Consider the following 12463-nt stretch of genomic DNA (forward strand, 5'->3'; position numbering starts at 1 on the left):
GGGCGAGCGGTGGGGTGGGGGGCGCCGCCCTCTGCGGGCAAGGTGCCCCTGCCCGGCTCCGCCGGTGGCCGTGCGGCTTCGGGCCGCCCGCCTCGCCCGGTGCGTGAGCGGGTGGCGCGGGCCTCGGCGCCGGCGAGTTCACGCAGCCGGGTACGGGCGCGGGAGAGGCGGGATCGGACGGTGCCGACCGGCACGCCGAGCGCCTCGGCCGCGGCCGCGTAGTCCAGGCCCTCCCAGACCACGAGGGTGAAGACCTCCCGGTCCCGGCGCCGCAGTCGGGCGAGGGCGGTGTGCGCCGCGCGCAATTGCTCGGAATCCGCGAGGTGGGTCACGAGGTCGTCGGCGAAGTCCGGGACGGAGTCGCGTTCCGGGACGCGGGCGAGGGCGATGTCACGGCGCCGGCGTGTGCGTGCGTTGCGGCGCATGATGTTGGTGGCGATGCCCAGCAGCCACGGGCGCAGACTGTCCCCGTCGGGGTGCAGCTTCTCCCGGCTGCGCCATGCCTCCAGGAAGGTCACCGAGACGACGTCCTCGGCCTCCGCCCAGTCGCCGGTCACCCGAAGGGCATAGCGGTACAGCACCTGGGCGTGCTCGTCGTACAACTCCCCCAGGGCGTTGCGGTCCCCGTGGCGGAAGCGATTCCTCATGAGTGTTTCCACACTCTGCCCTGCCCCGTCCGTTGCACCGGTTCCCGTGACGTGCGCCACATGCGTTGTCCGGGGCTGTGGCCTCGTGGCCGGTGTGACGCGGCTCACCGGAACTCCTGGGCCGGGCGGCGCAGTGCAGGTCATGACCAATTCTTCCGTACCCCGCCGGACCGTCCTGCGGACCATGGCTCTCGCCGCGGCCGTGGCCGGCAGCACGACTCCGCTCTGGAACACAACGGCGTTCGCCGCGGCGCCGCAGACGTACGCCCTCACGATCAAGCACCTCGACCGCAACGGCCGGCCGACGGGGGCGTACGAAACCACCGTCACCGGCGTCTCCGGTCCGGGGGCCGACCAGGAGGTCCAGCCGCACGACGCCTCCGGCACGGTCACCGTGCGTCTGCCCAAGGGCCGTTACCTGCTGAGCAGCGCCCTGACGGCCGGTGACGGTGCGGGCGGCACCGACTGGATCGTCCAGCCGCGGCTGGACCTGGACCGTGACACCACCGTCACCGTCGACGCCCGGACCGCGGCGCCCGTCGACGTACGGCCGCCCGACCGCTCGGCGGGCTTCCTGCACAGCGCGATGGTCGTCGAGGTCAGGCATCGGGGCGCCGAACGGCTCGTCAACCTGATCTCGGCCTCGGCGAACCTGCGCGTGGCGCACCTGGGCCCCGACGCCGAGGCCGGTTCGGTGAAGCAGTGGTTCGACTCGTACTGGACGGCCAGGAGCGTCGACTACGCGCTCGGATACGTCTTCACGGGTGCCCGTGCCCTGACCGGCCTGACCCGGCACCCCTCCGCCAAGGACCTGGCCACCGTGAAGATCCGTGCCGCCGCGCTCCCGGGCACCGCGGGCACCGGCTCCGTCGACCTGCAGCCGAGCGCCGGACTGACCGTCGGTGTCTCGCGGAGCCTGGCCACTCCCGGCACCGCCACCTACCTCGTGAATCCGGAACGCGGCACCTGGGACATCACCTACATGGCTCCTCGTGCGCCCGGCGGTTCGACGAACCGCTACAGCGCGGACGGTGTCGCCGTGCGCGCCGGATCCACGACCACCCATGTCTTCGACAACGCCGTGTTCGGGCCCGCCCTCGCGGGCCGTCCCGGTGTCGTACGCGACGGGGACAGCCTCACCGTCGATGTTCCGCTGCTCGCGGACGGCGGCGGCCATGTGCCGTCGTCACCGTCGTACGCCTCGGCCTCGACCGCCCTGCACCGCGACGGCGTGCTCGTCGGAACCCGGACCGGCGCCCCCGGTCGGGCCGGGTTCACCGTCGCCCCGGGGCGCGCGGCGTACCGGATGACCAGCACGGTGAAGCGCACGGGTGCGCCCGGCACCGCCACCCGTGTGACCGCGTCGTGGACCTTCGTCTCGGACACGACCACCGGTCCGGCCCCGGTACCGGTGAGCGCCGTGCGGTTCTCGCCCGTGCTCGGCCCCACCGGAACCGCCGCGGCGGACGCGGTGCTCCGGGTTCCCGTCACCGTCCAGGGCGCCGCCGCGAAGGGACGTGTCCGTGTGCTCGCCGTTTCGGTGTCCATGGACGGCGGTGCTTCGTGGCGCCGGGTGCCGGTCGAGCGCGGTGCCGTCCTGATCCACAACCCGGGCGCGGGCACCGGTGTCTCCCTGCGTGCGGAGCTGACGGACACCGCGGGAAACACGCTCACCCAGACCATCGTCGACGCCTACCGCACGCAGTGACCCGGCCGGGGCCCGCGGCCCGGACGCCCGGCTGTTCCGGGCGACGGTAGACGGCCGGGGCGCAGGTGCCGGGGTGTCGATGCCGACATGGTGATCGCGGTCCGCGGGCCCCATGCGCATCGACGCCCCGGCGGCCGTGGAGCCCGCTCCGGTGGCTGACCCGGCGTCAGGCGGACGGCCGGACGGCCGCCGACGAGCACGGCGCGAAGTCCCGGCAGAACCACACCGCCGGAATCAGCCAGATCGAACAGTTCAGGCCACAGTCATCTGTGATACCCCACCGGGCCATCCCGAGCAGCGACACTCCCCCTGTCCCATTCGCACGGGGGCGTACAGACGAAGGAAGTTCCGATGGATCGCAGATCGTTCATGGCCACCACAGGCACCGCATCCCTGGTGGGCGGTGCTCTTGCCGCCGGGGCCGGTATCGCGGCACCGGCCGCCGAGGCCGCGCCGCACCGGCCCGGCAAGGGCCGGACGGTCCGGTTCAACATCATCAGTGACATCCAGGGCGACCTGACCGACTTCGGCAAGGCCCTCGACGACCTGCACCGCATCAACCCCGACAGCGCCGGCCTCGGTATAGCCGGCGACATCACCCCGCGCGGCTACGACTTCGAGTACGCGGCGGTCCGCCAGACCCTTCAGCGCCACCCGCACCCCAGGAACGTCGCCTGGGCCATCGGCAACCACGAGTTCTACGTACCGAAGTACAGCGACCCCAACACGCTCGCGCAGGCGACCTGGCCCAACGGCACCACGGAGGACTCCCTCTTCCGCAGCTTCTACAACTTCGCGGGCCGCAACAAGGTCTACTCGGAGACCTCGTTCGGCGGGGTGCCCGTGCTCAGTCTCGGGACCGAGCGCTACTCGCACTACCACGACGCGAAGCTGTGGGACGAGGTGTGGATCAGCGACGAGCAGTTCGCCTGGCTGGAGGACCGTCTCGCCTACTGGGCCCGCCGTCGCAGGCCCGTCATGGTGATGACCCACCACCCGCTGCCCAACACCGTGTCGGGCACCCACAACAAGCTCTACCTCAACGACTACCTCCAGCCCGACCGGCTGCTGTCGATCCTCGGTCGCCACAAGGACGTCTTCCTCTTCTCGGGGCACACCCACTGGGACCTGAACCTGTCCGACTGGGTGGTGCGCCGGGTCGTTCCCGGCACCGGCAACCTCGAAGGCTTCACCGTCGTCAACACCTCGGCCGTCCAGGTGGGCTGGATGGACGACGGCAAGGGCGGCGAGGTCTCCCTCGGCGATGCCTTCAACCAGGGGCTCCAGATCGAGGTCGGTCCCCACTCCGTCGTCATCAAGGCCCGTGACTTCACGACGGGGACCTGGCTCAAGCAGCTGACGGTCCCGCTGCACACCAGCGCCTGAGCCCCCACAGCACGGATGCCGTGCCGTTCCGCACCGAAGCCCGGCGCAGTACGGCACGGCATCCGCCGGCGGCTCACTTCGGCAGCCACGCCCGCCAGGTGGACTCGTTCTTCTTCGCCCAACGCTCAGCGGCCTGTTCGGGCGACAGCTTCTGGTCCGCGATCATCAGTGCCACCTCGTTCTGGTCCCCGGTCGTCCAGTGGAAGTTCTTCAGGAACTCGGCGGCCGGACCGCCCGCGTCGGCGAACCGGGCGTTGAGGAACTTGCGCAGCGGGGTGTGCGGATACGCGCACGCCACCTTCTCCGGGTCGGCGTCACAGCCCTCCTCGTACGCGGGCAGCTTCACCTCCGTCATGGGAACCTGCTCGAACAGCCACTGCGGCTTGTACCAGTAGGTCAGGAATGGCTTCTTCTCCTTGGCGAACTGCTTGATCTGGGTGATCTGTGCCGCCTCGGAGCCGGAGAAGACCACCTGGTAGTCCAGGCCCAGGTTCTTCACCAGTGCCTTGTCGTTGGTGACATAGGACGGCGAACCGTCCAGGAGCTGGCCCTTTCCGCCGCTCTCGGCGGTGCGGAGCCGGTCGGCGTACTTGTCGAGGTTCTTCCAGTCCGTCACGTCCGGGTTCGTGTCGGCGAAGTACTTCGGTACGAACCAGCCGATGTGGCCGGTCACTCCGAGTTCCCCGCCCGGCGCGATCGTCTTCTTGTCCGCGACGTACCGCTGCTCCTGCTCGGGGTGGCCCCAGTCCTCCAGGATCGCGTCCACCCGGCCCTGGCTGAGGGCGTCCCAGGCGGGGACCTCGTCGATCTGGACGGTGTCGACCCGGTACCCCAGCTCGTGGTTGAGCAGGTACTGGGCGACGGCGGCGTTGGCCTGCGCGCCCACCCACGACTGGACGGACAGGGTGACGGTCTTCGCACCGTGTGCGTCGGCGTACGGGGACGACTGCTTGGTCATGTCGGCCGCGCCGCAGCCCGTCAGGGCCAGCAGCCCGAACGCCGCGGCGGCCGCGATGGTACGGCTACGCATCCCGGGTCTCCTTTCCGGCGGGCTGGGTCACCCGGTCCAGCATCAGCCCGAGGCACACGATGGCCGCGCCCGCGACCAGCCCGGTGGCCAGGTCGCCCTGGGCCAGCCCGAACACCACGTCGTAGCCCAGCGCACCGCCGCCGACCAGGCCGCCGATGATGACGACGGCGAGGACGAGTACCACGCCCTGGTTGACGGCCAGCAGCAACGCGGGCCGGGCGAGGGGAAGCTGGACCTGGCGCAGCTGCTGCCAGCCGGTCGCGCCGAGCGAGCGCGAGGACTCCATCACGACCGGGTCCACGGCCCGCATGCCCTGCGTGGTGATCCGGACGACGGCGGGCAGCGCGTACACCACGGCGGCGGCCACGGCGGGTGCCCGGCCGACGCCGAACAGCGCGACCACCGGGATGAGATACACGAACTGCGGCATCGTCTGGAAGACGTCGAGCACCGGCCGCAGCAGACGCTCCAGGCGTGGGCTGCGCGCCGCGGCGACGCCGGTGGCGACCCCGGCGAGGAGTGTGACCGCGACCGCGGCCAGCACCTGCGAGAGGGTGTCCAGGGCGGGTTCCCACTTTCCGAGCACGCCGATCGCGGCCATGGCGAGCACGGCGGTCAGCGCGGTGCGCCAGGTGCCGATGAGCTGGGCGAGGACCGCCACCAGGAGCAGTACGGTCCACCAGGGCAGCCACTGCAGACCGTCGCGCACCGGGTCGAGGATCCAGGTGGTGAAGCGGGCCGCCCAGTCGGCGGTGCCGCCGACGACGGGCACCCCGGAATACAGGTGCGCGGTCATCCAGTCGACGACGCGGTTGACAGAGGCGGCGATGTCTACGGTCCAGGCGTCGGGCCACGACAGCCGGCCGGTGTAACGGCCGACGACAGCGACGGCGACCGTGCCGGCCGCGGCGACGGCCCAGCCGCGGCCCGTCCGCCGGGAGGGCCCGGCGCCGATCCGCTCCCCCGCCGCGGCGGTGACCCGGTCCAGGACGACGGCGAGCAGTACGACCGGCACACCGGCGGCGAGCGCCGCGCCGACATCCACGGAGGCCAGCGCCTGGTACACGCGGTCGCCGAGGCCGCCGGCGCCGATCACGGACGCGATCACCGCCATCGAGAGCGCCATCATGATCGACTGATTGACACCGAGGAGCAGTTCCTTGCGGGCCAGCGGGAGCCGGGCGGTCAGCAGCCGCTGCCGGCCGGTCGCGCCGAGCGAGGCCGCGGCCTCCATCACTCCGGCGTCCGCGCCGCGCAGCCCGAGCGCGGTCAGCCGGGCCATGGGCGGGGCCGCGTAGACGACGGTGGCGAGGACCGCCGCCGGGACGCCGATGCCGAAGACGAGCACGACCGGGAGCAGATACGCGAACGCGGGCAGCACCTGCATGGTGTCGAGCACCGGGCGCAGTGCCCGGTGCACCCGGTCGGACAGTCCGGCGGCGAGCCCGAGCAGCGCGCCGAGCAGTACGGACGCGGTGACGGCGACGGCCATCAGCGCGAGGGTCTGCATGGTGGGAACCCACATGCCGAGCAGTCCGCACACGGCGAACGCGGCGACGGCGGTGAGCGCCGGGCGGATGCCCGCGACGCGCCAGGCGACGAGTCCGGCGGCGGTCGTGACCCCGGCCCAGCCGGCGGCCAGGAGCACGAGGTAGACGGCGCGTACGGACAGGACGACGGCGTTGCTGATGTGGCCGAAGAAGTACAGGAAGAGCGGGTGGCTGTCCCGGTTGTCGATGATCCAGTCGCTGGCGTGGCCGAGCGGGCCGGACAGGTCGACGGCGAGGCGTGCGGGCCAGGTTCCGCCGCCCAGGAGCAGGGTGCCCAGGAGGAGCGCGAGGAGTGCGGCGCCCGCGACGAGGGCGGTGCGGTGCCGGGCGAGGGCGTCGCGCGGCCGGGTGCGCAGCGGGGGCGCGCCGGCCTCGGTGCCCGCGGTGGACCCGCTCCCCGTGGTGGCGGTGGAGATGCTCATCGAGGTCGCCTCCCCGTCGTGTGCGGGCCACGGACGGGCGCGGTGGGTCGTGCGGTGCGCAGGCCCGGCGGGCCCCAGGTGGTGTGTGCGGGCATCAGGCCGCCTCCTTCCGCGGGGCGAGCCCCGCCACCACACCGAGCAGGTCCGCGTGGCCGACCACGCCCACGCAGCGGCCGTTCTCGACGACGCGGGCGGTCCCGCCGCTGCGGACCACGGCCTCGATGGCCTCGTGGACCGTCGCGTCGGGGCCCAGCGCCGGACCGCTGTCCGCCTCCGCGGCCTCGGCCGGGCGCATCGCCGTGCGCACGGTCATGACCTGTTCGCGCGGCACGTCGCGGACGAAGTCGCGTACGTAGTCGTCCGCGGGGGCGCCCACGATCTCCTCCGGCGTGCCGAGCTGCACGATCCGGCCGTCCCGCATCAGCGCGATCCTGTCGCCGAGCTTCAGTGCCTCGCCGAGGTCGTGCGTGATGAAGACCATCGTGCGGCCCTCCTCACCGTGCAGCCGTACGACCTCTTCCTGCATGTCGCGTCTGATCAGTGGGTCCAGTGCGCTGAACGGCTCGTCGAACAGGAGCACTTCGGGGTCGACGGCCAGTGCGCGGGCCAGTCCCACCCGCTGCTGCTGGCCGCCGGAGAGCTGCTCGGGGCGGCGGTGTTCCATGCCTTCGAGGCCGACCTTGGTGACGAACTCGGCCGCCCGCTCGCGCCGTTCGGCGCGCGGGACGCCCTGGATCTCCAGCCCGTACGCGACGTTGTCGATGACCGAGCGGTGCGGCAGCAGTCCGAAGTGCTGGAAGACCATGGCGGCGCGGTGGCGGCGCAGTTCACGCAGCCGTGCCGTGTCCATCGACAGCACGTCCTCGCCGTCCATGGCGATCGAGCCGGAAGTGGGCTCGATCAGTCTGGTCAGGCAGCGCACGAGCGTCGACTTGCCGGAGCCGGACAGGCCCATGACGACGAAGACCTCGCCCTTGCGGACGTCGAAGGACACATCGCGCACGGCGGCGGTGCAGCCGGTGCGCCGACGCAGTTCGGCGGGCCCGAGCGCGGCGAGGGCCGGGTCCTTCGGCACCCGGTCGGCCTTCGGGCCGAACACCTTCCACAGCTCGCGTACGGAGAAGACCGGCGGCTCGGTGTTCATCAGGCGTTGCCTCCCAGCAGGTCCGCGCATTTCTCCCCGATCATCAGCACGCCGATCATCGGGTTGACGGTCGTCATCGTCGGGAAGACGGACGCGTCGGCGATCCGGATGCCGTCAAGGCCACGGATCCTCAGATCGGGTGAAACCACGGCGAGTTCATCGCTCGCGGCACCCATCCGGCAGGTCCCCGCCGGGTGGTAGACGGTGTGCGCGACCTTGCGCGCGTACTCGCCGAGCTCCTCGTCCGAGGTGATCCCGGGCCCCGGGCAGACCTCGCGCCTGAGCCAGCCGGCCAGCGGTTCCTGTGCCGCGATGCGGCGTGCGATGCGGATCCCGTCGACGAGGGTGCGGCCGTCGTAGTCGTCCTCGTCCGTGAAGTACCGGAAGTCCAGGGCGGGCTTCGCCTCGGGGTCGGCGCTGGTCAGGTAGAGCCGGCCGCGGCTGCGGGGCTTGGGGATGTTGGGAGTCATCGATACACCGTGCGGGGGCCGTTCGTAGCCCAGCCGCTCGGGGTTGTCGGTGAACGGGATCTGGTAGAAGTGGAACATCAGGTCCGGCCCGTCGGCGTCCTGGTCCCTGCGTACGAACAGGCCCGCGTCGCTGTCCATCGCGGAGTTCTCCGGGATCGGCCCGTCGGTCTCCCAGACGATGACCGACTCGGGATGGTCGAGGAGGTTCTCGCCGACGCCCGGCAGGTCGTGCACGACGGGGATGCCGAGCTTCTCCAGGTCGGCGCGGGGCCCGATACCCGAGTGCAGCAGCAGCCTGGGGGTGTCCACGGCGCCCGCGCAGACGAGCACCTCGCGCCGGGCCCGTACGACGTGTTCCTCGCCGTCCTTGGTGCGCACGTGCACTCCGGTGGCCCGGGTGCCTTCGAGCTCCAGCCGGAACGCCCAGGTCTCCAGGGCGATATGGAGGTTGGGGCGGTCCAGGAACGGGTGCAGATACGCCACGGAGGCCGAGGAGCGCTTGTTGTTCTCCGGGTGGTACGCGAGGTCGAAGAAGCCGACGCCTTCCTGGAACGGCTGCTTGTTGAAGCCCTCGACGCGCGGCACGTCGAGTGCGGTGCGCGCGGCTTCGACGAAGTCCCGGGCGATGGCGTTCCGGTCGGCCTCGTCGACGGGGACGATGTTGTTGCGCAGACGGGCGAAGTACGGATCCATCGACGCCGCGTCCCAGCCCTCGGCACCCGCGTCGGCCCACTCGTCCCAGTCGGACGGCAGGGGCTTGAACGCGATGAGGGTGTTGTGGGACGAGCAGCCGCCGAGCACCCTGGCACGGCTGTGACGGATGTGGGAGTTGCCGCGGGGCTGCTCGGTCGTCGGGTAGTCGTAGTCCAGCTCACCGCCGAGGAGGCCCATCCAGCGGCGCAGGGCGAGGACGTCGTCCCGTCCGACGTCGCTGGGGCCGCCCTCGATGACGGCGACGGTGGCGCCGGGGTTCTCGGTGAGCCGGGAGGCGATCACCGATCCGGCGGTGCCGCCGCCGACGACGACGTAGTCGTAGACATGGTTGTCGGTCATGTGCTTCTTCCCTCTGCTCCGTTGGGTGCCGGCGTGCATCGGTCACGTGCGTCGGGGCGGTCGCGGGCGTGGTGGGCCGTGCGGCGTGCCGCGCCGGGGTCAGGTGCGTCGCGTCGCGTGTTTCAGCCCGCGAACCAGCGCACGGGGCGCGGAGCGAGGTTCTGGTAGATGTGCTTGGCCTCGCGGTACTCGGCGAGTCCGGTCGGGCCCAGCTCGCGGCCGATGCCCGACTTCCCGAAGCCGCCCCATTCGGCCTGCGGCAGGTAGGGGTGGAAGTCGTTGATCCAGACCGTGCCGTGGCGCAGCCGTCCGGCGACGCGCCGGGCGCGGCCCGCGTCGGCGGTCCACACCGCGCCGGCGAGCCCGTACTCGGTGTCGTTGGCGAGAGTGACGGCCTCCTCCTCCGTGCGGAAGGTCTCGACGGTCAGGACAGGACCGAAGACCTCCTCGCGGACGACGCGCATCCGGCGGTCGCACCGGTCCAGGACGGTGGGGCGGTAGAAGTAGCCGGGGCCTTCCGGCCGTTCGCCGCCGGCCCGGAGCACGGCGCCCTCCGCGATGGCGGACGCGACGAAGTCCTCGGTCTTCGCGAGCTGTTGCCCGGAGACGAGCGGCCCGCATTCGGCGCCCGGGTCGGTGCCCCGGCCGAGGCGGATCCGCTCGGCGCGACGGGCGAGTTCGGTGACGAACCGGTCGCGCAGCGGCTCCTCGACGATGAGGCGGGATCCGGCGGAGCAGACCTGGCCGCTGTGGATGAAGGCGGCGTTGAGCGCCTGGTCGACGGCGGTGTCGAAGCCCTCGTCGGTGGCGCAGGCGTCGGCGAAGACGACATTGGGGTTCTTGCCGCCGAGTTCGAGGGCGACCTTCTTCACCGTGTCGGCGGCGGCCCGGGCCACCTTCGTACCGCTGGACAGGCCGCCGGTGAACGACACCAGGTCGACGTCCGGATGCTCGGCGAGGCGGGCGCCCACGGTGGCGCCGGCACCGGTGACGAGGTTGGCGACACCCTGCGGCAGCCCGGCCTCCATCAGGAGCCCGATCAGGGCGACGGTGGTGAGCGGGGTGATCTCGCTGGGCTTGATCACGAAGGTGTTGCCGGCCGCGAGGGCCGGTGCGATCTTCCAACTCGCCTGGAGCAGCGGATAGTTCCAGGGGGTGATCAGTGCGCACACCCCGACCGGCTCGTGCACGACGACGCTGTGGACCTCGTCGGTCCCGGCGTCGACGACGCGTCCGCCGCTCTCGTTCATGACGAGGTCGGCGAAGTAACGGAAGGCGTCGCGTACGCAGTCGACGTCGACGCGCCCCTCTTCGAGGGTCTTGCCCGCGTCCTGGCTCTCCAGGGCGCCGATCTTCTCCCGGTCCCGCTCCAGCAGGGTCGCGACGCGGCGCAGCAGGTCGGCCCGTTCGGCGACGGACGTGCGGGGCCAGGAGCCGTCGTGGAAGGCGGCACGCGCCGCGGCGACGGCGTCATCGGTGTCGGCGACGCCGCCCTCCGACACGACGGCGAAGACGCTCGCGTCGGCGGGGTCGATGATGTCGCGCGTGGCGCCGGAGACGGCCGGGCGCCACTCTCCGCCCACGTGGATGGTCTGTTGTGCTGCCGACACGTCGTATCTGGCCTTTCGGTCCGGGTGGCTTGCCGCGCCGGTCACACCCCGGCGATCTGGCCCCCTGCCCCGGGTCCGAAGAACCATGCCCCGCTGTGTACGGAAAGTGACCCTCCTCACGCGGCGACGCCGGCCGCCGGGCCGTGCGGCCGGGTGCGCCGCGCCGGAGAGGGTCTGCTGCCATGATGGACACCGATCACCGCACCGCACCGACAGCCCTTGGGGTTTCCACCATGGACAGATTCGTCCTGGGCGACACGGACTTCGCCGTCGACCGATCGGAGTCATCGGTCGACATGGCACCGGACGGCACGGTGACGATCGAGGTGTGGGGAACCGCCGAGGCCCTCGATGCACAGCCCGACACCGGCCGGTACGCGTGGGCGATCCATCCGCCGCGCCTCTATCTCACGGACGTTCCCGTGGCCCGGTCGGGTGCCGTGGCCACCGCGCGGCTCGACGACAGCATGGCCGACCGCTACGACATCGGTCTCTACCTCCACGAGCACGGTGACGTCATCGGCGAGCTGATCCTCGATCCGGCGCGCTCCCTGCGCATCAGCGGTTCGGCACAGGTCAACGGGCGGACCGAACCGATCGATGTCGAGGTGGAGCTCCCCCTGCCTCCCGAGTAGGGGAGCTCCGCGGCCCGCCGCCCTACCCTCGTGGCAGCGGGTCGACGGCGGCGGAGCCGACAGCGGCGAGCCAGGCGTCGGCGATGATCCGGTGGCCGACCGGACTCGGGTGGACCCCGTCCCGGGCCAGCTCCGCGGCCTCGTACCGTTCCCGGGCCTGCCGCATCGCGAGGTCCGCACGGACCAGCCGGGCCCCGTTGGCCTTCGCGGCACGGAGCACGGCGTCCGTACGGGGCGTCAGGTCCTCGAACCAGCCCTCCTGTTCGGCGGTGACCGGAAGCAGGAACGGCGTGATGACGACCAGTCGGGCCGACAGCTCCCGCGCGGTGTCCGCGAGCAGGCCGTCGAGGCAGGCCTCGAACTCGTCGACCGGGCTGGCGAGTCCGCTGTCGTAGCGCCGCCAGGTGTCGTTGATGCCGATCTTCACCGTGACCACGGTGGGCCGGTGAGCGATGACGTCGGTGGTCCAGCGGGCTTCCAGGTCGTACACACGGTTGCCGTTGACGCCCCTGTTGATGACGGCAGGACCGGGTCCGCCGTTCGTCCGCTCGTGCAGGGTGCGTGCGATCTCGTTCACGTACCCGCTGCCGAGCGATGCGGAGTCCGTACGGTCGCGGCCCGCGTCGGTGATGGAGTCACCGATGAACAGGAGTGTGTCCGTCTCCTCGAAGTGCGTGCCTTCTCCGTGCGTGCCTTCTTCGTGTGTGCCTTCTTCGTGTGTGCCTTCGGTGTGCATGTCTGCCGTCCTGACGGGGGGTGGGTGCTGGGTCAGTAGCTGCTGGTCGAGTGTGCCCCGTACGCCGGGGTG

Annotated in this window: 10 protein-coding genes; 3 read left to right on the forward strand and 7 right to left on the reverse strand. The window is 71.6% G+C overall.

What is annotated here, in order from left to right:
• A partial coding sequence (locus tag EES42_RS24120; RefSeq protein WP_164495303.1) for an RNA polymerase sigma factor occupies nucleotides 1–647 on the reverse strand: 647 nt, incomplete at its 3' end.
• A 142-nt stretch (nucleotides 648–789) separates the two neighbouring features.
• On the opposite strand from EES42_RS24120, the gene EES42_RS24125 reads away from it, so the two are divergent.
• Both EES42_RS24125 and EES42_RS24130 read left to right on the forward strand, forming a co-directional pair.
• On the forward strand, nucleotides 790–2355 hold the full coding sequence (locus tag EES42_RS24125) for a molybdopterin-binding protein (RefSeq protein ID WP_124720350.1): 1566 nt from the start codon (nucleotides 790–792) through the stop codon (nucleotides 2353–2355).
• A 351-nt stretch (nucleotides 2356–2706) separates the two neighbouring features.
• Entirely contained in the window at nucleotides 2707–3741 is a 1035-nt protein-coding gene (locus EES42_RS24130) for a metallophosphoesterase family protein (RefSeq protein ID WP_124720351.1), read from the forward strand.
• 73 nt (nucleotides 3742–3814) lie between these two features.
• Here the strand turns inward: EES42_RS24130 and EES42_RS24135 are convergent, their stop codons facing one another.
• The 5 genes from EES42_RS24135 to EES42_RS24155 form a co-directional block, all read right to left on the reverse strand.
• A complete protein-coding gene (locus tag EES42_RS24135; protein ID WP_124720352.1) occupies nucleotides 3815–4771 on the reverse strand; it encodes an ABC transporter substrate-binding protein in 957 nt (318 codons plus the stop codon).
• A complete protein-coding gene (locus tag EES42_RS24140) occupies nucleotides 4764–6743 on the reverse strand; it encodes an ABC transporter permease subunit (protein ID WP_124720353.1) in 1980 nt (659 codons plus the stop codon). The genes EES42_RS24135 and EES42_RS24140 overlap by 8 nt, the downstream gene beginning before the upstream one ends.
• A 94-nt stretch (nucleotides 6744–6837) precedes the next feature.
• Entirely contained in the window at nucleotides 6838–7887 is a 1050-nt protein-coding gene (locus tag EES42_RS24145; RefSeq protein ID WP_241196562.1) for a quaternary amine ABC transporter ATP-binding protein, read from the reverse strand.
• A complete protein-coding gene (locus EES42_RS24150) occupies nucleotides 7887–9410 on the reverse strand; it encodes a GMC family oxidoreductase (protein ID WP_124720355.1) in 1524 nt (507 codons plus the stop codon). Before EES42_RS24150 ends, EES42_RS24145 begins: the two co-directional genes overlap by 1 nt.
• Before the next feature lie 122 nt (nucleotides 9411–9532).
• Nucleotides 9533–11020, reverse strand: a complete 1488-nt coding sequence (locus tag EES42_RS24155; protein ID WP_124720356.1) for an aldehyde dehydrogenase family protein — start codon at nucleotides 11018–11020, stop codon at nucleotides 9533–9535.
• Nucleotides 11021–11253: 233 nt separating this feature from the next.
• Between EES42_RS24155 and EES42_RS24160 the strand changes: the two genes are divergently transcribed.
• Complete coding sequence (locus EES42_RS24160) at nucleotides 11254–11655, forward strand: hypothetical protein (RefSeq protein WP_124720357.1); 402 nt, start codon at nucleotides 11254–11256, stop codon at nucleotides 11653–11655.
• Between the two features lie 22 nt (nucleotides 11656–11677).
• Here EES42_RS24160 and EES42_RS24165 read toward each other — a convergent pair whose 3' ends face one another.
• Complete coding sequence (locus tag EES42_RS24165; RefSeq protein ID WP_124720358.1) at nucleotides 11678–12391, reverse strand: SGNH/GDSL hydrolase family protein; 714 nt, start codon at nucleotides 12389–12391, stop codon at nucleotides 11678–11680.
• Nucleotides 12392–12463: the final 72 nt, after the last annotated feature.

This window comes from Streptomyces sp. ADI95-17, from assembly GCF_003846175.1.
Lineage (GTDB): Bacteria > Actinomycetota > Actinomycetes > Streptomycetales > Streptomycetaceae > Streptomyces > Streptomyces sanglieri.